Source organism: Sphaerisporangium sp. NPDC088356 (assembly GCF_040685555.1).
In the GTDB taxonomy this organism is placed as follows: Bacteria; Actinomycetota; Actinomycetes; order Streptosporangiales; family Streptosporangiaceae; genus Sphaerisporangium.
In genome coordinates, this window is sequence record NZ_JBFBIK010000035.1 from 1 (window position 1) to 18,345 (window position 18,345).

General features: G+C 66.2%; 23 protein-coding genes. 16 read left to right on the forward strand and 7 right to left on the reverse strand.

What is annotated here, in order from left to right; genetic code table 11:
* A partial coding sequence (locus AB0O34_RS15565) for a GNAT family N-acetyltransferase (protein ID WP_363916038.1) occupies nucleotides 1-339 on the forward strand: 339 nt, incomplete at its 5' end.
* Nucleotides 340-504: 165 nt separating this feature from the next.
* Nucleotides 505-720, forward strand: coding sequence for a hypothetical protein (locus tag AB0O34_RS15570; protein ID WP_363916040.1), 216 nt, complete (start codon nucleotides 505-507; stop codon nucleotides 718-720).
* A gap of 354 nt (nucleotides 721-1,074) precedes the next feature.
* On the opposite strand, the gene AB0O34_RS15575 is transcribed toward AB0O34_RS15570, so the two are convergent.
* Nucleotides 1,075-1,656, reverse strand: coding sequence for a DUF6461 domain-containing protein (locus tag AB0O34_RS15575; protein WP_363916041.1), 582 nt, complete (start codon nucleotides 1,654-1,656; stop codon nucleotides 1,075-1,077).
* 345 nt (nucleotides 1,657-2,001) lie between these two features.
* On the opposite strand from AB0O34_RS15575, the gene AB0O34_RS15580 reads away from it, so the two are divergent.
* The 3 genes from AB0O34_RS15580 (at nucleotide 2,002) to AB0O34_RS15590 (ending at nucleotide 3,743) form a co-directional block, all read left to right on the forward strand.
* Nucleotides 2,002-2,283 (forward strand): hypothetical protein, encoded by a 282-nt coding sequence (locus tag AB0O34_RS15580; RefSeq protein WP_363916042.1) that lies wholly within the window; start codon nucleotides 2,002-2,004, stop codon nucleotides 2,281-2,283.
* Between the two features lie 228 nt (nucleotides 2,284-2,511).
* Complete coding sequence (locus AB0O34_RS15585; protein WP_363916043.1) at nucleotides 2,512-3,111, forward strand: RNA polymerase sigma factor; 600 nt, start codon at nucleotides 2,512-2,514, stop codon at nucleotides 3,109-3,111.
* On the forward strand, nucleotides 3,108-3,743 hold the full coding sequence (locus AB0O34_RS15590) for a hypothetical protein (RefSeq protein ID WP_363916044.1): 636 nt from the start codon (nucleotides 3,108-3,110) through the stop codon (nucleotides 3,741-3,743). Before AB0O34_RS15585 ends, AB0O34_RS15590 begins: the two co-directional genes overlap by 4 nt.
* 103 nt (nucleotides 3,744-3,846) lie before the next feature.
* On the opposite strand, the gene AB0O34_RS15595 is transcribed toward AB0O34_RS15590, so the two are convergent.
* Nucleotides 3,847-4,368: an NUDIX hydrolase gene (locus tag AB0O34_RS15595; protein WP_363916046.1), complete on the reverse strand. Its 522-nt coding sequence runs from the start codon at nucleotides 4,366-4,368 to the stop codon at nucleotides 3,847-3,849.
* Between the two features lie 578 nt (nucleotides 4,369-4,946).
* Here AB0O34_RS15595 and AB0O34_RS15600 point away from each other — a divergent pair.
* Complete coding sequence (locus AB0O34_RS15600; RefSeq protein ID WP_363916048.1) at nucleotides 4,947-5,747, forward strand: aminoglycoside phosphotransferase family protein; 801 nt, start codon at nucleotides 4,947-4,949, stop codon at nucleotides 5,745-5,747.
* A gap of 249 nt (nucleotides 5,748-5,996) precedes the next feature.
* Nucleotides 5,997-6,170 (forward strand): hypothetical protein, encoded by a 174-nt coding sequence (locus AB0O34_RS15605; protein WP_363916049.1) that lies wholly within the window; start codon nucleotides 5,997-5,999, stop codon nucleotides 6,168-6,170.
* Between the two features lie 92 nt (nucleotides 6,171-6,262).
* On the opposite strand, the gene AB0O34_RS15610 is transcribed toward AB0O34_RS15605, so the two are convergent.
* Nucleotides 6,263-6,871 (reverse strand): helix-turn-helix domain-containing protein, encoded by a 609-nt coding sequence (locus tag AB0O34_RS15610; protein WP_363916050.1) that lies wholly within the window; start codon nucleotides 6,869-6,871, stop codon nucleotides 6,263-6,265.
* Nucleotides 6,872-7,463: 592 nt separating this feature from the next.
* Between AB0O34_RS15610 and AB0O34_RS15615 the strand changes: the two genes are divergently transcribed.
* From AB0O34_RS15615 to AB0O34_RS15640, 6 genes are all read left to right on the forward strand, one after another.
* Nucleotides 7,464-7,724 (forward strand): hypothetical protein, encoded by a 261-nt coding sequence (locus AB0O34_RS15615; protein ID WP_363916052.1) that lies wholly within the window; start codon nucleotides 7,464-7,466, stop codon nucleotides 7,722-7,724.
* A gap of 768 nt (nucleotides 7,725-8,492) precedes the next feature.
* Nucleotides 8,493-9,893, forward strand: a complete 1,401-nt coding sequence (gene lpdA / locus AB0O34_RS15620; protein WP_363916053.1) for a dihydrolipoyl dehydrogenase — start codon at nucleotides 8,493-8,495, stop codon at nucleotides 9,891-9,893.
* A gap of 96 nt (nucleotides 9,894-9,989) precedes the next feature.
* Nucleotides 9,990-10,364: a DUF2267 domain-containing protein gene (locus tag AB0O34_RS15625; RefSeq protein ID WP_363916054.1), complete on the forward strand. Its 375-nt coding sequence runs from the start codon at nucleotides 9,990-9,992 to the stop codon at nucleotides 10,362-10,364.
* A gap of 122 nt (nucleotides 10,365-10,486) precedes the next feature.
* A complete protein-coding gene (locus tag AB0O34_RS15630; RefSeq protein ID WP_363916056.1) occupies nucleotides 10,487-10,987 on the forward strand; it encodes an RICIN domain-containing protein in 501 nt (166 codons plus the stop codon).
* A 129-nt stretch (nucleotides 10,988-11,116) separates the two neighbouring features.
* Nucleotides 11,117-11,623, forward strand: coding sequence for an RICIN domain-containing protein (locus AB0O34_RS15635; protein ID WP_363916058.1), 507 nt, complete (start codon nucleotides 11,117-11,119; stop codon nucleotides 11,621-11,623).
* A gap of 97 nt (nucleotides 11,624-11,720) precedes the next feature.
* Nucleotides 11,721-11,924, forward strand: a complete 204-nt coding sequence (locus AB0O34_RS15640) for a DUF6203 family protein (RefSeq protein ID WP_363916060.1) — start codon at nucleotides 11,721-11,723, stop codon at nucleotides 11,922-11,924.
* Nucleotides 11,925-12,108: 184 nt separating this feature from the next.
* Here the strand turns inward: AB0O34_RS15640 and AB0O34_RS15645 are convergent, their stop codons facing one another.
* The 3 genes from AB0O34_RS15645 to AB0O34_RS15655 all read right to left on the reverse strand — a co-directional run bounded on the left by AB0O34_RS15645 (nucleotide 12,109) and on the right by AB0O34_RS15655 (nucleotide 15,120).
* Complete coding sequence (locus AB0O34_RS15645; RefSeq protein WP_363916062.1) at nucleotides 12,109-13,413, reverse strand: AI-2E family transporter; 1,305 nt, start codon at nucleotides 13,411-13,413, stop codon at nucleotides 12,109-12,111.
* 86 nt (nucleotides 13,414-13,499) lie between these two features.
* Nucleotides 13,500-14,573, reverse strand: coding sequence for a hypothetical protein (locus tag AB0O34_RS15650; RefSeq protein ID WP_363916063.1), 1,074 nt, complete (start codon nucleotides 14,571-14,573; stop codon nucleotides 13,500-13,502).
* 112 nt (nucleotides 14,574-14,685) lie between these two features.
* The gene (locus AB0O34_RS15655) at nucleotides 14,686-15,120 is read right to left on the reverse strand and encodes a DUF5324 family protein (RefSeq protein ID WP_363916126.1); all 435 of its coding nucleotides are present in this window, start codon (nucleotides 15,118-15,120) and stop codon (nucleotides 14,686-14,688) included.
* Nucleotides 15,121-15,341: 221 nt separating this feature from the next.
* On the opposite strand from AB0O34_RS15655, the gene AB0O34_RS15660 reads away from it, so the two are divergent.
* The gene (locus AB0O34_RS15660; protein ID WP_363916064.1) at nucleotides 15,342-15,875 is read left to right on the forward strand and encodes a peptidylprolyl isomerase; all 534 of its coding nucleotides are present in this window, start codon (nucleotides 15,342-15,344) and stop codon (nucleotides 15,873-15,875) included.
* 342 nt (nucleotides 15,876-16,217) lie between these two features.
* The gene (locus AB0O34_RS15665; protein ID WP_363916066.1) at nucleotides 16,218-16,934 is read left to right on the forward strand and encodes a rhomboid family intramembrane serine protease; all 717 of its coding nucleotides are present in this window, start codon (nucleotides 16,218-16,220) and stop codon (nucleotides 16,932-16,934) included.
* 91 nt (nucleotides 16,935-17,025) lie between these two features.
* On the opposite strand, the gene AB0O34_RS15670 is transcribed toward AB0O34_RS15665, so the two are convergent.
* On the reverse strand, nucleotides 17,026-17,271 hold the full coding sequence (locus tag AB0O34_RS15670; RefSeq protein ID WP_363916068.1) for a cell division protein CrgA: 246 nt from the start codon (nucleotides 17,269-17,271) through the stop codon (nucleotides 17,026-17,028).
* Nucleotides 17,272-17,662: 391 nt separating this feature from the next.
* Here AB0O34_RS15670 and AB0O34_RS15675 point away from each other — a divergent pair, with 391 nt between their 5' ends.
* A complete protein-coding gene (locus tag AB0O34_RS15675) occupies nucleotides 17,663-18,280 on the forward strand; it encodes a class E sortase (protein WP_363916069.1) in 618 nt (205 codons plus the stop codon).
* The last annotated feature ends 65 nt before the right edge of the window (nucleotides 18,281-18,345 follow it).

The window sequence follows — 18,345 nt, forward strand, 5'->3', positions numbered from 1 at the left end:
ATCTCCGGCCGAACCCCCTCATGCCACATCGAACTCACTCCACGCCGGGGCCGTGGGCCGGGTGCAGCACAGATCTTTAGTTTTTTTGGCCACCCGGACGGCTGGGGCAGCGGCATCGGAAGCACCTTGATGACCGCAACCCTAGGGAGGCTCCGCCAGAACGGCTTCCGCGAGGTACACCTCTGGACACTGCGCGACACGCCTCAGTCGCGCCGGTTCTATGCCAAGAACGGCTTCACCGAGTCAGGTGCAGTGCGCGGATTCGACTTCGGCGATGGCAACCCGATCGCGCAGGTCGAGTACGAGCTCGTACTGGCAAGCGCTGTCGCTACCCAGTGATCAAGTCAGACGGGAAGGAGCAGGGGCCAGCGGCCTGGGGGCCGGTCTCGACCGCCACCCTTTGCCTGTGGGCGCAGCTTTGGCTTGAAGCAAGAGGACAGGAGAAACCAAATGGTTGCCCTGCTATATCGCCCCTTACCCCTGACTCTCGGTGGATTAATCTTCGTGGCATTCTTCCTCGGGCTACGCCGCACTCAAGTGCGCTCCTACTATCTGCTGTTGCCGGCTGTGGCTTGGCTCCTGGCTGCACTTGACGAATGGTACATGGCCACCTATGAGCCACAAATGAATATTCGGGTCGACGCATTGTTGTTCCTGGCGCTGATGATGGCTGCGACGCCGCTTGGCATTCTTCTATCAGCTCTGCGTCGCCGTCGATAATCATCGCGACATCAACGCATGCGACCAATAGGGACGTCATCTGCCCCGAGCCGGGAAAGGCGTACCGCGAACTATGCCGCGAGGGAGGCGAGCACCCCGGGCCCACCGGCCACGGGTAGCAGTTTGGGTTGCAGTTCAGGGTGATCCAGAGCCGTTCAGACTGGACCACGTACACCTGCTGACCTGCATTGAACTACCTGGAACCATGATCGTCCGAGCTTTAATCCGTAGGTTCCGGGTTCGAGCCCTTATGCTGCGCGAGCATCACACAGTCCGCCGATTCGGGCAACTGAGGCAAGATCTCATGTGGCACCCGCCCCCAGGCGTGCCTTCGGACGGGCTATCGGGGACAGGTCAACCGATGACGCCGCTCATGAGCGGCGCTTTCACGATCTCCGGGAGCAGCACCACGCCGGTCAACCGGGCCGCGAGGAGAAGCGCTCCGGACACCGACGACGGCGCCTCCGCGCCGGTTCCGGCTACGTCATCGGGATCAAGTCCCGCCTCCCGCATCAGGTCGTTGAGCCGATCAGGATCACTCCCGTGCCGCCATTCAGGAATCTTGGGGTTGAAGTACGTGACCAGTTCCCCGTCCACCGCGTAGACGAAGTCATCGGATGCATAATCATGCCGCAGCACCGCCACGGTGACGGTCCCGGCCGACAGCGCCTGTGCCTTGTCGGCTTCCGTGCACGTCCACCCGCTCTCCTCGATGAGAACCGTCCAGTCGCCCACCCGTCCCGCGAGCACCGTCTCAGGAAAGAGGCCCTCGTCTATCAACTCGTCGTAGGTGAGCGGCCGAATGCTCTCCTGGTCGGCCCCCAGCCGGCGAAGCGCCTCCACCTCGCTGACTCCATGCACGAAGGTCAGGCACCACAGATCGCCCAGCCCGTCGTCTTCGGCCAGCCAGGCAACATCGTCGTAGGTGAAAGCCATCCGCGATACCTCATCCGTTGATCGTCGTGCCATTAGCGTGCCATTAAGGGCGGTGAACAGGGGGGAGTCACGGGGACCCAGCGAAGGCTTGCCCTTGAGGTCAGGTGAGGTCAGGCATGTTCCCCCAGGTGATCAGGCCGAGTTGCAAGCAGGAATCTCCTAGGCTCCACCAGCAAAAACGCCCCGTCTCAGATCATGGAAACGGGGCGTAAGCTCGCGGAGACCGCGATCAGTGGGGTTCAACCGCCTCGAGAAGGATCTTCAACAGGTCCTGCGGGGCGTCCCGCATGAGGTTGTGCCCGCTTTCCAGCGTGGTACGACGACCCTGTTTTCCGTGGCTGCGCGATGCTGAACGCGGCCGCTCAGCACCATGTCGAAGGTGTACGCACCCTCACCGCCCGCCACCTGGAACTCCTGACCGGTATCGCCAGACGCGCCGGAGTCGCCGATCCGCACCTCGTGGGGCGGCAGATGCTCATGCTGGTCGAAGGTGCCACCGTCGTGGCCGAACATCACGACACAGCACGCGCGGGTGAGGACGCCCGCGAAGCCGCGCTCACCCTACTCTCCGCCGCCGCCGAACCAGGGTTCAAGACTGACGCACGGGGTGCAGGAGAACATACATGAGTGGAGACGGGCGTATGGACGAGCCCCCTCGGCGGGAGCTCAAGGCGTGGTCGTCAGGCCGATGATCATCGTATTTGTTCGGGTCGGCTAGGCCATTACCTGGTTCACGCGGCGCATTCGGGTCGCGGACGATGACGGACTGGATCAGCTCATGCGGTTCATGGCTGAAATCCACCGGCGCCATCCGGGAACTCGGGTGGTGTCGGCGGACAGTTCCTTGATGTGGACATGACGATGCGTGCCCGGATACGGGATGGCGATACTGAGGCGTTCTCGCAGCTTTTCGACGAGTACGCGCGTGCGGTGTACAACCACGGCTTCCGGCTGACGGGCAACTGGTCGGCGGCCGAGGATGTGGTGTCGCTGACGTTCTTGGAGGCGTGGCGGCTGCGCGGACGCCTGGACGCGGAGGGCGGGTCGCTCAGGCCGTGGTTGCTGGCGATCGCGACCAACGTGGCGCGCAACACGCGCAGGGCCGCGCGGCGATATGACGACGTGCTGGCCCGGGTCCCGCTCGGAGATTGGGTGCCTGACTTCGCCGACGAGGTGATCGGGCGCATCGACGACGCGGCCAAACTGACCGCCCTGCAGGACGCCTATCGGTCGCTGCGCAGGCAGGAGCAGGATGTGTTCGCCTTGTGCGTACTGTCTGGGCTGGACTACGCGGAAGCGGCTGAGGCGCTGGGCATTCCGGTGGGGACCGTACGGTCACGGTTATCCAGAGCGCGAAAGAAATTGGCCGTCAAGGGGGAACCCGCACAGGCGGGGCGACAGGAAAGAGGTGACCGCGAAAACGCGGTCCGGTCCGCGGAGGAGGGCACCCTGTGAACATTCCCGAAGAACGTGATCTTCCGGTGGGCCGGCATCAGCAACTCAAGGAGTTTGTGATGACCGAGATCCAGAGCACCCCGCAGCGATCCCTGTTCCGCCCGGCCATTCTCGCCCCCGCGCTGGGGTTGGCGGCCGCCGCGGCTGTGGCCGTACCGTTGTTCCTTGGTGGTGGGACCCCCGCTTACGCGGTCGCCAGGAATCCCGACGGGACGGTCAACATCACCTTCCACGACGCGAAGAACGCCAAGGGGCTTGAGCAGGACCTGCGGGACATGGGCTACAACATCAAGGTCGACTACGTGCCCGACGGCAAGCAATGCAGCCCGAAGCCGCGTAGTCAGAGCTGGGTGTCCAAGGAGTCGGCGCCGCTGTCTGTGTTCCCCGGGCAGGCGGAGACGAACGAGCCGTCCTTCACGATCGACCCGTCGGTCATCAAGGAGGGCCAGACGGGGGTGCTGATGTTCAGCATCGGAACCTACAAGGGTGACCCGATCGAGGGGAACGCCGTGGTCGACGACACCACCCAAAAGACGATTATCGGCGGAATCTGGGCCCGTGTCTCCAACGGGCCGGTGGCTGACTGCACGCTGGTGGACTCGGACGAAACGCCGCTCCCCAACGACTACTGACACGGCGGTACGGCGGGCCGCCCAGACCATCCCGGCCCGGGGGGAGCGCCTGCCGTACACCCCGACCACCAAACCCCAAGCCCGGCCACCTCCGCACACGCGGTCACTTCTGCTGGAGCAGCCAGAGCGTGTAGGCGGCGATGGAAGACGAGTCGGCGATCGAACCGTTGAGAATCATCTGCTCGAACTCCGTGCGGTGCACCCAGCGCTGGCGCATGTCCTGTTCGCTGTGTTCGCGGTTGGTCTGCCCCGCGGTGAGCCCTGTGGCCAGGTACACGTCAAGCCTTTGATCGGTCATTCCGTGGGCATTGTCCATACGGCCCAGAAGGCGCAGCCGCGCGGCACGGAGTCCGGTCTCCTCCGCCAGTTCGCGCCGGGCCTCGTCCTCGCGTGTGTCGGCCTCGGCCGTACCTTGAGGGAAACTCCATGAGCGGCGGCCGATGGGATACCGGTATTCCTCCACGATGTGAAAGCCGTCGTTCTCCTGCGGAATGACCAGGACGAAGTCGCGCCTGACCACGTACCCGTACAGGCCGGGCGAGCCATCAGGATGCTCGATCTTGTCCTCTCGTACCGTCATCCACGCGTTGGTGTAGACAATCTGGGAGGAGATCTGCCGGATCACGGGCTGCGCTTCGGTCATGATGCCGCATGGTACTCATGCTCAACGGCTTGTTCAGAGCGACGGCGGACAGCGGCCGATCCGCCGCCTGAGCAATGCGATACGTGAAAGATAGCCTCCGACGAGCTCAACGATCGCGGCGACGCGGAGCTCATCGCGTTACTCCGCCCATATGTCGATTCATCCTCGATCTGGGGGGACGACAGAGTAGGACCCATGTCGAGTGCTCACGCCTGAAGGTGCCGCTGATTGAGGGGTTCACCCGTGAGGCCGCTGACGGTCCTGGGGATTCGATAACGGATGGCGAAGGCCGGTCGCGCGGCGATAGCCTGGTCCGGCCGATCATAGGAGGTTGACGTGACCTGCATGGTTCTCAGCGAGGTAGTCATCACCGCTACGACGCGCGAGTTCGCCGCGGTCTGATCTCCTGCCCTTGTTTCCGGCGGCAGTAGTCCGACGAAATACGCGACTTCTCGCCTCGTAGTGGTCTCGTCGGCCGCGGATTCGACCGCGCCGCGAGCCGCTGGTGCCCGTCCTGTGGCGCCGCGGCACCGCTTGCCACGCTGACACGAGGAGAATTCGTGGATTCCCCATCATCCTTCGAGCCGCTGTCCGCGGCCGAAGGTGGACCAAGTCATGTCACCCGCTCCGGCCGGACGATAAGGCGTCCGGCCCAACCCTGGACGGGCACCATTCACGCGCTGCTGCGCCATCTGGAGGACGTCGGCTTCACCGGCTCCCCCCGGGTGGTCGGCGAGGGCTTCGACGACGATGGCAACGAGGTCCTGACCTTCGTCGAGGGCACCATCATCCACCCGCACGCCTTGCCAGAGGAGAGTGCCTGGCAGGTCGGTACGTTGCTCCGCGACCTGCACACCGCCACCGCCGGCTTCCGGCCATCGCCGGACGCCACGTGGCAGCCCTGGTGGATGCACCACGACGGCCCCGACTCGGTGATCGGGCACTGCGACGCCGGGCCGTGGCACACCGTTGTACGTGACGGCCGGCCCGTGGCGTTCATCGACTGGACCCTGGCCGGGCCGGTCGACCGTCTCGACGAGGTGGTGGCCGTCTCCTGGTGGCACGCCTACCTGTACGACGACGACGTCGCAGAACGCCACGACCTGCCCGACGCGGCGACCCGCGCCAGGCGGTTGCGGCTGTTCCTCGACGGTTACGGGCTGACCGCCGCCGATCGCGACGGCCTGGTCAGCCGGATGATCGAGTTCGCGATCCGGGACTGTGCCGCCGAGGCGGCGTACGCCCGGATCACCCCGGACTCAACCGACGCGGCACCCCTGTGGGCGCTCGCCTGGCGGGCCCGGTCGGCCGGTTGGATGATCCGCCATCGAACGCTGCTGGAACGAGCGGTTCAGGCCTAGGAGGTGACAAGCCTGGGGCCGTCGACCATGGCGGCCCCAGCCGGCACCTACCCCGAAACCCCAGAGGGAGCCGTTCATCGAATCCTTTCAGCGTGGAGACCCCGGCCTTCAGGCCGGGGAGGAAACGCGGCACGGTGCCGCACGGGTTTTCTTTGAGCCCTGCCCGGCGGGCGAACGCATTGGAGTTCGATTCGGCGGCTGACCTGAGAGGACCCGAGATTGTCGGTTCGGCCTGGGATGATGACGGTCATGTCCCTCCCGCTCGATGTCCTCCCGTGCCTTGGTGGCGACGTCATCCTCATCCCGCGCGGCACCCTCTCGGCCCGCCTCAGCCCCGAGCAGCGCCGCGAGCTCGCCGCCGCACTCCTCGCTCTCGACACGCTGGACACTCTCGACGCGCCCGCGGTGGCGCTGGCTCGCTGACTCGTGCCCACGTCAAGATCGGGAAGTGCTGCGTCAGCAGCTCCTTCAGCAGGGTGGCCTCACCGGGCTGAGCCCTGTCGAGTTCTGGTGCCTCAGGTCTCTTTCGGGGGCTCGGCCGGCTCGGGCTTGACGCTCGGGTGGACGGCGACGATGACGCGGTGGTCGCGCCCGCCTTCGGCCGTCTCATCGTGATATTTGCCGACGAGGGCGGTCACCGCGTCGGCCAGCTCCTCGGCGAAGGCGGCGCGGTCGGCCGCGGAGGCGAACCGGATCTCGCCGTCGATCGCGAACGTCGCGACCTTCTTACGCGCCTTGGCGGCGCCGGTGATGAGGGTGCCGACGTCGCGGACGAGCCGGGCCGCGACCGCGAGCAGCCAGCGCGCCGACAGCTGGTCGGGCGACCGGGACGGGTCGGGCTGCACCTCGGCCAGCGCGCTGGGCGAGATCACGTACGACGCCGCGGTGGCGCGCATCACCCGCTCGGTGACGTTGCCCTTGCGGCGCTCCTCGATCAGCTCCACCAGGCCGTGACGCTCCAGGGTCTTGAGGTGGTAGTTGACCTTCTGCCGTGGCAGCCCGACCTTGGCGGCCAGCGTGGTGGCCGATGCGGGCTCGGCCAGCTGAGCCAGCAGCCGGGCCCTTATCGGGTCCAGCGAGACCTCGGCCGCGGCCGGATCCTCGATCACCGCTACATCAAGCATGTTTCCACCATCGCACCGACAGAATAACTTGTCAAGACTTAGTAATTTGTCGGGTTGATAATGCATGTAAGGGCATTCGTACGCAAGCAGCGAGGTTGGCGGCGGGAAGCGCGCCGTTCTCCTCCAGCGTGCGGAAGCCGCCTGACCTCGGACAACGCCTGCGGGTGCCACCATACGAACGTTCGTGCGGCGGCGACTCGCGCGTCTCCCGCGCGGCCGTACGAAGGACCGATTCGCCGTACGAAGGATCCGTGGCCGTACGAGTGACTGGTTATCCGGGCCGCCATGGAAGGAACCGCGCAACCCGTACGGAGGGGATGGCTTACCCGCGCGGCCGTACGAAAGACTCGTACAAGCGCATAGTGAAGCCCTTGCGCGTCCTGCGCAAGGCCTGGAGAACGGCAATTATCGCGCCGACCCCGGCCATCACGTCGAATGGCAGCCTGTTCACGCTGTCAGCGCACACACGGAGAATGAATTATCGACATAATCCAGTTTTGGGCCGCATATAGAGCTATTATGTACCTTTTGGCCAAAATCCTGGACCGTGAGCCGTGAGTGCGTGGTCGCATACCCGGCGAGAACAGCAAGAATGCCCATCCCGAACGGCAGGATGGGCGCCGGGGGCCGTGTTCCCGGCATGACCGCGTCCTCGGTGAGAAGGATGGCAGCCCGCGGGAAACACCGGCACTCCGGTCGTCAGTTCTTCGGGGACAACGTTGTCCTCGGTTCCAAGGTCGTCGACGGCGTCGATGTGGCCGATGCCGACACCGGTGCGCCAAGCTGGCTCGGGAAGACCAGCCTGATGTTGATGGATTGCGCCTGGCGGTTGGAGCTGTGGCTTCGGCTGTGACTGCGGTTCCAGTGACGGGCAAGTTGACGGGCCCAGCTTCTGGCCGGGTTCCGGTTCCAGTTGCGGGCCCAACTGCGGCTGTTGTTCCGGTTCCAGCTGCGGTTACGGTGAGGGTAGTCGTATTCCCTGTAGTCGCCCCCGTGTGACATGGTCACAGTGCTCGCCGCAGTGGCAGCGCTCGTCGTGGTCAGGGCACCCAGGCTGAGCAAACCCCCGGTGAGTGTGGCGCCGATCGTGAGTGTGCCCACCAACTTTTTGACCTTGGGCATTGCGTGTCCCCCCTGGACGACTTCGGGTTGCTAGTGGCCGCTTCACCGCGATTGTCGGTGATTGCTGTGGTGACTCAGTGTGTCTGGCTAGTTGTCTTTTTTCCTACGGCGACGCCTGACAAACGAATAACTTCTACTTTTGCTATGTGCTTAATCTCTTGTTGTGGTCTTCGGTTCAATATTTCCCGACTTCGCCCGACATGCTCGTCTTGATCTTGCTATAACGGCCGTCCCAGACCGCGCTCCCGCAGGTCAGAGGCCCGAGAATGAGTACTTTTAAGGGAAAAGCCCAAGTCGAGATCGATTTCGCGAACCTGGGTTTTAATCCTCATTGAGCCTGTTTCCAGACTTGTGTCCGTTGCGTACGGTTGCAGGCGGCTTTCAGGTGAGAAATGAGTGCCCAGCGGTCGACAGACCGGTGCGCGGCCACGTCCCGCGCCGCCGGGATCCCCCGGACCCGGTGCTGCGTCGCGCGCTCGCACCCCATATGGTCCGGTGCATGACTGCTCATTATGACGTCGTGGTTGTCGGGGCCGGCCCCGGTGGGTATGTCGCGGCCGTTCGGGCCGCCCAGCTCGGGCTCACCACGGCGATCGTCGAGGAACGCTACTGGGGCGGCGTCTGCCTCAACGTGGGATGCATCCCTTCCAAGGCGCTGCTGCGCAACGCCGAGCTCGCCTACCTGTTCACCCAGGAGGCGAAGACGTTCGGCATCCAGGTGGAGGGCAAGGTCACCTTCGACTACGCCGAGGCCTACAAACGCAGCCGCAAGGTCGCCGACGGCCGCGTCAAGGGTGTCCACTACCTGATGAAGAAGAACGGCATCACCGAGTACAACGGCCGTGGCACTTTCACCGACGCCAACACCCTCCAGGTGGCCGTCGTCGACGGCGGTCAGGAGACGGTGACGTTCGACCACTGCATCATCGCGACCGGCGCGACGACGAAGCTGCTGCCCGGCACGTCGGTCACCGAGCGCGTCGTGACGTACGAGGAGCAGATCCTCACCGACCGGCTCCCCGAGAGCATCATCATCGCCGGCGCGGGCGCCATCGGCGTCGAGTTCGCGTACGTGCTGCGCAACTACGGCGTCCAGGTGACCATCGTCGAGTTCCTCGACCGCGTCGTCCCGCTGGAGGACGAGGAGGTCTCCGCCGAGCTGGCGCGACGCTACAAGAAGCTCGGCATCGAGATCCTGACCTCGACCCGCGTCGAGTCGATCGACGAGTCGGGCGACAAGGTGCGCGTGACGGTGTCGAAGGGTGGAGAGCAGCGGACGCTCGAAGCCGACAAGGTGCTGCAGGCCATCGGCTTCCAGCCGCGCGTCGAGGGCTACGGCCTGGAGAACACCGGGGTGCGCCTGACCGAGCGGGGTGCCATCGACATCGACGGGCGGTGCCGCACCAGCGTGCCGCACATCTTCGCCATCGGGGACGTCACCGCCAAGCTCATGCTCGCCCACGCGGCCGAGGCGATGGGGATCATCGCCTCGGAGACGATCGCGGACGAGGAGACGATGGAGCTCGACTACGTGATGATCCCGCGGGCGACCTACTGCCAGCCGCAGATCGCCAGCTTCGGCTACACCGAGGCCCAGGCGCGTGACCAGGGCTTCGACGTGAAGGTGGCGAAGTTCCCCTTCACCGCGAACGCCAAGGCGCACGGCCTGGGGGACCCCGTCGGCTTCGTCAAGATCCTCAGCGACGCGAAGTACGGCGAGCTGCTCGGTGCCCATCTCATCGGCCCGGAGGTCACCGAGCTGCTGCCCGAGCTGACACTCGCCCAGCAGTGGGACCTCACGGTCAACGAGGTCGCGCGCAACGTGCACGCGCATCCGACGCTCGGCGAGGCGGTCAAGGAGGCCATCCACGGGCTCGCGGGGCACATGATCAATATGTGACGGCCCCGCCATCCCGCCCCGCCGCGTCAGCCCGTCAGGTCGTGTAGGACATCTGACCTGGTGGTTCACCGTCGGGGCATCGGGAAGGGCACCGGTATGGACCAGAGGGAGTTCGCCCGGAAGGTGGCGGAGCGTACGGGCCTGTCGCGGGAGGAAGCCGCCGACCTCACCCGCGCGACGCTCTCGACCCTTGCCGACCGGCTCAGCAGCGGTGAAGCCCGCCACCTGGCGTTGTTCCTCCCGGAGTCCCTCAAGGAGTCGGTGCTACCGCGGGATAAGCAAAACCGTTTCGGGGTGAAGGACTTCGTCGACCGGGTGAGCTCGCGCACGGGCCTCAACGACCGGGAGGCCACGCAGGGGATCCGCGCGGTGATGACCACCCTGCGTGAGGTAGTCGGCGACGAGGTCTTCTCCCACGTCACCTCCCAGCTCCCCGCCGAGTTCCAGAACCTCACCGAAGCCACGACTTGAGCGTCTCGCCGTCGTGTCAACCAACCTCGCCTTCTCGCTTCACGTATAAGTTCAGCTACGGAGAGTAGCTGACAGGCGTGCTCTCGGGACGAGCACGTCAGGCGAAGAGGAGACCAGGCACGATGCGACGGAACTTCACGAGGGCGACTCAGGTGCTCACGGTCGCGGCGGGCTGCGCCGCGCTGGTCGTCGGCTCGACCGGCGTTTCGGCCGCGGCCGGCCCCCCTGGCCCGATCCGCAGCCACTCGAACTGGCGCTGCCTGGACGCCGACCTGAACACGATCCAGTCCAACGGCACCAAGGTTCAGCTCTGGAGCTGCAACGGGTGGACCAACCAGAAGTGGACGTACGACGTTAAAACGCACACGATCCACAGCCAGTACAACAACCGCTGCCTGGACGCGGACCTCAACACGATCGGTAGCAACGGTACGAAGGTGCAGTTGTGGGACTGCAACGGCTGGAGCAACCAGAAGTGGATCTATGACGCGATCAGCCACACCGTCTACAGCATGTACAACGGGCGGTGCCTGGACGCCGACCTCAACGGCATCGGCACCAACGGCACGAAGGTGCAACTGTGGGAGTGCAACGGCTGGGCCAACCAGAAGTGGACCGTCTGACACGGTGTCGCCGGGTGGTCGGCGCCGTCGGTTCCCCCCGTCGTGTCGAGGCCCTGGACTTCACTGCCGCACGTGTAGGTTCGACTACGCATAGTAGTTGACGGGCGTGCGCAGAGGGGATCAGGCACGATGCGACGGAACTTCACCATGGCGGTTCGGGTGCTGACGATCGCGGCCGGCTGCGCGACCGTCGCGGGCACAACGGGCACGACGGGCGCGTCGGCCACCGTCGCCGGGACAGGTCCCATCCACAGCCGGGCCGACGACCGCTGCCTCGACGCCGACCTCGGCCGCATCGGCACCAACGGCACACGCATCCAGCTGTGGGACTGCAACGGCTGGGCCAACCAGTCGTGGACCTACGATCCGGCCACCCACATGATCCGCAGCCTGTCCAACGGCCGCTGCCTCGACGCCGACCGCGGCAACCTCCACAGGAACGGCACCCGCGTCCAGTTGTGGGAGTGCGACGGCCGCCCCAACCAGCAGTGGGTGTACGACCGGAAGAGCCGCACGATCTACAACCTCGCCAGCGGTCGGTGCCTTGACGCCGACCTGAAGGGAGTCGGCAGTAACGGCACCCGCGTGCACCTGTGGGACTGCAACCGCTGGAGCAACCAGCGCTGGAAGCTCTGACCGCCCGGCGCCACCGGAGAGCGCCGGGACCGCCACGTCAGCATGTTCGCCGGTCACGAGGGTAGAGGACGCGGAACAACCTGAACGAGGAGGGGGCATGAAGAGAATCCTGCAACTCGTGGCGACCCGCTGGCTCGCCCGTACGCCTTTCGGGCTCGTCGTCCTCGGCATCGGATGGTGGGTGATGCGCAAGCGGCGCGGCGGTCAGGCCGGCGCGCGGGACGACGTGTTGCGCGAGCCCGGCCGCAAGTCCCGCAATCCCTATGTGTGGCAGGGGCCTTCGGCTCGTAACCGCAAGTAGGCCGCCCGTACACCGCGCCCCCGGATGCCCTTGAACCATGCGCCGTCCGGGGGTTTCGCGCTGTCTGGACGTAGATCAGGAGCCCAGCCCCAGCCCCGGCACCGGCCGTTCCTGGCCTGCCGGCCGATCTGCTCGGGGACGAGCCGACCGCGACCGAACGTCGCAGAACCGAAGGGATGAGAGGTCACAACCGTTCCTGGCGGGGGAAGACCACCTCTCTGACCAGGAGCAGCACGGCGGCCGCCAGCGGGATGCCGAGCAGGGCGCCCACGATGCCGAGGAGCGCCCCGCCGAGGAGCGCGCCGACTATCGTGGCGACGGGCGGCACGGCGACCGAGGACCTGAACACCGGCGGCGAGATCACGTAGTTCTCGATCTGCTGGTACACCACGAAGAAGATCACGCAGGCGATGCCGACCTGCACGGAGGTCAGGAAGCCCACGCCGGACACCACCACGGCGCCGACCACCGCGCCGACCATGGGGATGAGGTCGGTGATGGCCACGAAGATGGCGAGCGCCAGGGCGTAGGGCACCTTCATGATGACCAGGAAGACGAAGGTCACGACCCCCGCGATGAGGGAGATGATCAGGTTGCCGGCGACGTAGCCGCCGATCTGCTTGATGATCTCGTCGCCGAAGAGCTGTACGCGGGTGCGCCGCGAACGCGGCACGAGCCGGTAGGCCGTTTCCTTGATCGAGTTCAGTGAGCCCAGGAAGTACAGAGTCAGCACCAAGATGGTGAGGCCGCTGAACACCGCGCTGATCACGATACTCGCCACGCCGAGCAGGCCGCCGAACATCTGGCTCGCGAGGTTGCCGCTGCTGACGTACTGCTGAAGTTTGTCGAGGATCTGGTACCGCTCGTCGACTGACTTGATGAGCGGGTGGTTCTGCAACTGCTGCACGTACTCAGGGAGGTGCTGGATGAACCCCGTGGTCTGCTCGGTGAGCGGGGGCACGATCGCCAGCCCGAAGCCCACGAAGAACGCGATGACCGCCCCGAACACGATCGTGATCGCCAGACGGCGGGAGAGGTTCCGGCGTTGCAGCGCCTCGACGGCGGGGTTGAGGCCGATCGCCAGGAACAGCGAGACCACGATCAGGACGAGCGCGGAGCCGGCGCTGGCGATCGACTGCACCAGCAGCCAGGCGGTCAGTACGCCGAGCGCGGCGGTCAGGCCGAACAGGAACGGATTGCTCCGCAGCGGCCGTCCCGGGCGGCCGAACGGCTGCTCGTAATCCTTCTGGTCGACCTTGCGCGTCCCGGGCGGCCCGTCGTCGCCGGGCGCGTCGGCGGCAGGCGCCTCGCGCTCGGCCACCCGCCGTCCAGCGGGCCCATCGTTCGGGGAGAGCTCGGCTCTCGCCGCATGCGTACTGTTCTCGCGACCCGTGTCGCCGGGCGGGTCGGCGACACCGTCGTCGCCGCCTGGAAACGAGGGGAACACGCTGGAGATCTCCGCGCGTTCGGAGCTGCCTGTCTCTGACACGTCTCCCCGCTGCCCACCAGACGGCTTCCTACGCTTGGTTCCGATGCTGATAAATCACGAAAAGTCCTGATCCGGCGCCCCGGCCGTCAGGCGGGGAAGGACGGGTGCGGGCCGAGCGCCCAGTACTCGTACAGGCCGTACCCGACGTTGCCCTCGTACTCGAACCGTCCCACGGCATCGACCATTCCCCACATCTTCTCCGCGTCCTGCGGGAAGGTGTAGGTCACCCCCTGCACGACCGGCTCCGGCCCCTGGTACATGCCGTGCTTCCATCCGCGCTCCAGGCCGTACCCGGTGCCCACCATCAGGTGTACGGGCAGCACGGGCGTGCAGAGCAGGTCGAACGGCTTGCCGCCCGGCGGAGAGAACGTGATGGTGGCCGAGGTGACCTCCCGGGTGCCGGGAGCGTACACGGGACGGTAGTCCGGCCTCCCGAGGTACTCCTCCTCACCCGAGGGCCAGACGCGCACGGCCTCCTCCAGGATCCGGCGGCCCTTCTCGTCCTCCTGGACGATGCACAGGATGGCGTGGTCGTCGAACTTCATCGGGGCGTAGAGCCAGTAGAAGGTGCCGGAGTTGCGCGCCTGGATGCCGGGGGGCTCCGGCTCGCCGACGGGGCGGATGCCCCACGATCGGTCCCTGGTGCCCTGCCAGCGGTCGGGGCCGACCTCGACGCGCTCGTCGCCGACCATGATGTGACCGGTCCACCGGCCCGTCTGGGCCATCCGCACCGAGTCGAAGATGACGCGCTCCTGCCAGCGGATGAAGTGCCGGGGTTCGAGCGTCGCCCGGATCGTGCCCTCCCAGGCCAGGTCGAACGACAGGCCGTGCTCGTTGTCGTCGAGGACCACCCGGAGGCGTTTGAGCCCTTCGACGACCTCGACGCGGAAGGGGCCGACGCGCGTGTCCATGCGGTCGGATCCCAGCTCACGGGACGCGCGGACGACGCGGTGGATCTCGCGGTGGCGGACGCAGGCGAACGCGTCGGTCACGCCCAGGTTCGGGTACTGGCCCACGCCGATGATCAGCATGAGCTCGTCGGATCCGGCGTGGCAGTTGAAGTAGTACCTGTCGTAGAAGTTGCGGTCCGAGGTGGCGATGTGGCGCATCACCTCGGGGGCCTGGTGTACCGGATAGTCATCGAGCGGCGACAGCGTCATCGGTGCTCCACGGTTGGTGATGTGGAACACGTTCTAACAAGCGCTTGGGCAACCGTCAACAACGGAACGCGCCCCCCGGGACGGACCCGGGAGGCGCGTGCCGCGTTTCGGATCAGTACATCCTGCGCGAGGTTTCGTCCGTTCTGCCGGCCTCGTCGACCCTGCTTGCGTCCTCCACCCTGTCGCCGGACCACCTGCTGGCATCGGCCGCGGTGTCCTTCATCGAGTCGGCCCACTGGCGGGCGTTGTTCCGATAGAGCACGATGCCCACCGCACACGCGGCGAACCCGGCCAGCAGCGCGACGGTCGACCAGCGACCTTTTCGCCTGACCGACGGTGCGGGATCGATCTTCTCCGCCGCCTGGACGAGGAACGCGCTCACCTTCGGCGCGATCTGCTCCTCGACCGAGTGTGCCGCACGGTCGAGCTTGGGTGCGGCCCAGACGCGAGCGTCCTCGATACGGTGTGCGGCGACCTCACGGGCGGTGCTTGCCATCGGGCGGACTTGGTCTGCCGTCCGAATGACCTGGGTCTTCATTTGACCCATCCGCGTGCTGGGTATGACCAGCTTCACACGGCGTCTTCTCAGTGTCAGGGACACGATAACCTCCCCTGTCCTCGGGGCCCTGCACGCTCACCTTCCCGCTCGAAAGCGGCTCAATCCTGACGTGGCATGGGAGGATGCGGGGTAGGTCAACAGGCCATAGCCATCAAAACATCACAAATCCGACCCAGAAAACGGGACATATCGAAGGGGGCAGTCCTCTCATGGCTGAGAATCTCATCGCAAAACTGCGAACCACTCTCGGAGACATCAAGCTCCGCCTTTTCCCTGACCACGCGCCCAAGACCGTGCGCAACTTCGTCGAGCTCGCCGAGGGCGGCAGGGAATGGACCCACCCTGAGACCGGGGAGAAGACCAACGCCAAGCTGTACGACGGCACGATCTTCCACCGGGTCATCCAGGACTTCATGATCCAGGGTGGCGACCCGCTGGGTCAGGGCATCGGCGGCCCGGGTTACGACTTCGACGACGAGATCCACCCTGACCTGCAGTTCAACCGGCCCTACCTGCTCGCAATGGCCAACGCCGGCAAGCGCTTCGGCCGGGGTACGAACGGTTCGCAGTTCTTCATCACGGTCGTCCCGACGCCGCACCTCAACGGCAAGCACACCATCTTCGGCGAGGTGATCGAGGGGGCGGACGTCGTCGACGCGATCTCCAAGGCCCAGACCAGGCAGGAGCGCCCGGTCCCCGAGATCGTCCTGCAGGAGGTCACCATCGAGCGCGTCCAGTCCTGAGCCCACGCGGGCCCGGCGTGACGCCGGTCCCGCGCGCGAAGGCTCTCCGAAGGCGGCCCCGGGGACCCGGGGCCGCCCGGAGTCATGATTTCGCCGGGGCGCCCATGGCGCCGGGCACCCAGAGGCGTGAATAGGGTGGCAGTCTGTGGATAAGCGCACAGGCGAAGGGGCCTCGAACAGGCGATGACCACTCAGCCAGATCACCCGAACCAAGCGGACCGACCTCACGGGCAGGCGCAGCCTGATCCGAACGCGGGCGAGGTCCCCACGTGCTACAGGCACCCCGATCGCGAGACCTACGTGCGGTGCCAGCGCTGCGACCGATCGATCTGCCCCGACTGCATGCGGGTGGCCTCGGTCGGCCACCAGTGCGTCGAGTGCGTGCGCGAGAGCGGCAGGAACATCCGCCAGGCAGAGGCCCCGTTCGGCGGCAGGCCCGTGACCACGCCCGTGGTGACCTGGACGCTGATGGCGATCAACGTGCTGTTCTACCTCGGCGAGGTGGTCGACGCGTCACTGGTCGACCGGTTCGAGATGTCGGCGCCCTGGGTCGCCGCCGGTGAGTGGTGGCGCATGCTGACCGGTGCGTTCCTGCACGCGCCGCCGCCGTCCTACTGGCACATCCTGTTCAACATGTGGGCCCTGTACGTCATCGGGCCACAGCTCGAAAGGATGCTCGGCTCGCTGAGGTTCGGGGCCGTGTACCTGCTGGCGGCGCTCGGCGGCTCGGTGGCCGTCTACCTGACCGGTTCGGCTTCCGTGGGGGCCTCGGGCGCGATCTACGGCCTGTTCGGCGCGATGTTCGTGGTCGCCCGCCGGCTGGGATTCGACGTGCGCGGCGTGCTCTGGCTGATCGGCATCAACGTCGTGCTGACCTTCGTGATCCCGGGGATCAGCTGGCAGGGCCACCTGGGCGGCCTGGTCACGGGCGCGCTCGTGACGGCCCTGTTCGCCTACGCGCCCAGCAGGAACCGCAAGGCCTTCCAGCTCGGTACGGCTCTCGCGGTGCTGGCCGTATACGTGCTGATCGTGGTGTTCTTCACGCCTCTGAGCGGCTAGGCCACCCTGTGGCGGAGCTGCTTCCCCAGGTTGTGGATAAAACCTGTGGAAAAATGTCCGCCACCTGCCGGGCGTGGCGTCGGGTGAGCTGTTATCGCCAGCGTGTGGACAGGACCACGCCGAAGATGATGAAGACGAAGCCGATCAGAAGGTTCCAGTTGCTCAGGGCGCCGATGCCCGGAGCGTTCGGAGCGATGTAGTAGACCGCGATCCACAGGATGCCGATGATCCACGAAGCGACCATGACCGGTGCCAGCCAGCGGGGGCTCACCTTGACCTGCTGCGACTTCTGCGGCGGGGTGTAGACCGCCTTCTTGCGAGTGTGAGACTTGGGCACGGCAGCTCTCCTGGTGGGGACCCGCGCGGTGTCGCGGGCTCTGGCAGCCAGCGTAGTCGCTGGTGTAGGAAGACCCGAGTAAGCCTAGTCGGCGCGGGGCTCGAACGGCGATTCCAGGCCGAACAAGCTCTCGTTCACGGCATGAAATCGTGAATACGGTCGCGCAAAGTCTCGGTCAAGGGCCCGGGTGTCGTCCGGGCGGTGCGCTTTCGCCGCGAATAGCCTCACCTGGCGGGGCGTGGACCGCACGCCGCCCACCCCTGATCCGGATATTTCATGACTATGTCGCCTGCTGTGGACGCATGTACTCGGTGAAGAGGCTCGACGAGCCCAGGATGCCCGCCGGCCGCCGGGAGGGGGCCCGGGCGTGCCATGGGGTGGCTGAGCCGTCGTGAGGGCGCTGCTGCGCACCTGTGGCGAGCTCAGCATCACCGGCGGCCTCGTCATGCTCCTGTTCTGCGGCTACCTGCTCTGGGGCACCAGCTCGTACACCGAGTGGTACCAGCGCATCCTCAAACAGCAGCTGCTGGACGGCCCGAAGCACGCGAAGCTCGCCAAGATCGACGTGGGCGACGCCGTCGCGCTCATCAGGATCCCCCGCCTCGGACGCGACTACGAGTACGCCATCCTCGAAGGCGTCACCTCCGAGGACCTGCGCAGGGGGCCGGGACACTACCCCGGCACGGCGCTGCCGGGCATGGTCGGCAACTTCGTCCTTTCCGGGCACCGCACCACCTACGCCGCCCCCTTCAACCGCATCGACGAGCTGCGTCGCGGCGACGCCATCATCATCGAGGCCCCCGAAGCGCGCTACACCTACCGGGTGTCGAGCAAGAAGGTCGTCTACCCGGAGGCGGTGGACGTCATCGCCCCGATGCCCGGCCACCCGGAGAGCCGGCCGACCAAAGCCATGATCACTCTGACGACCTGCCATCCGGAGTACTCCGCCCGGCAGCGGCTCATCGTCTTCGGCGTCCTTTCGAGCAAGCAGGACCGCCGATCGGCCTGACAGAGCCCGCCGTACGCGCGAGCCGCCGGACGGCCACACCGAAGCAGCCCCGTCCCCGAGCGCGG

Bases quoted from the DNA above. Each gene is read 5' to 3' on its own strand.
- AB0O34_RS15615 (WP_363916052.1), top strand. From the start codon at position 7,464: ATGCCCATCCCGAACGGCAGGATGGGCGCCGGGGGCCGTGTTCCCGGC.
- AB0O34_RS15655 (WP_363916126.1), bottom strand. From the start codon at position 15,120: ATGGGTCAAATGAAGACCCAGGTCATTCGGACGGCAGACCAAGTCCGC.
- AB0O34_RS15585 (WP_363916043.1), top strand. From the start codon at position 2,512: ATGACGATGCGTGCCCGGATACGGGATGGCGATACTGAGGCGTTCTCG.
- AB0O34_RS15625 (WP_363916054.1), top strand. From the start codon at position 9,990: ATGGACCAGAGGGAGTTCGCCCGGAAGGTGGCGGAGCGTACGGGCCTG.
- AB0O34_RS15630 (WP_363916056.1), top strand. From the start codon at position 10,487: ATGCGACGGAACTTCACGAGGGCGACTCAGGTGCTCACGGTCGCGGCG.
- AB0O34_RS15640 (WP_363916060.1), top strand. From the start codon at position 11,721: ATGAAGAGAATCCTGCAACTCGTGGCGACCCGCTGGCTCGCCCGTACG.
- AB0O34_RS15580 (WP_363916042.1), top strand. From the start codon at position 2,002: ATGCTGAACGCGGCCGCTCAGCACCATGTCGAAGGTGTACGCACCCTC.
- AB0O34_RS15610 (WP_363916050.1), bottom strand. From the start codon at position 6,871: ATGCTTGATGTAGCGGTGATCGAGGATCCGGCCGCGGCCGAGGTCTCG.
- AB0O34_RS15665 (WP_363916066.1), top strand. From the start codon at position 16,218: ATGCGGGTGGCCTCGGTCGGCCACCAGTGCGTCGAGTGCGTGCGCGAG.
- AB0O34_RS15660 (WP_363916064.1), top strand. From the start codon at position 15,342: ATGGCTGAGAATCTCATCGCAAAACTGCGAACCACTCTCGGAGACATC.
- AB0O34_RS15635 (WP_363916058.1), top strand. From the start codon at position 11,117: ATGCGACGGAACTTCACCATGGCGGTTCGGGTGCTGACGATCGCGGCC.
- AB0O34_RS15605 (WP_363916049.1), top strand. From the start codon at position 5,997: ATGTCCCTCCCGCTCGATGTCCTCCCGTGCCTTGGTGGCGACGTCATC.
- AB0O34_RS15575 (WP_363916041.1), bottom strand. From the start codon at position 1,656: ATGGCTTTCACCTACGACGATGTTGCCTGGCTGGCCGAAGACGACGGG.
- lpdA (WP_363916053.1), top strand. From the start codon at position 8,493: ATGACTGCTCATTATGACGTCGTGGTTGTCGGGGCCGGCCCCGGTGGG.
- AB0O34_RS15650 (WP_363916063.1), bottom strand. From the start codon at position 14,573: ATGACGCTGTCGCCGCTCGATGACTATCCGGTACACCAGGCCCCCGAG.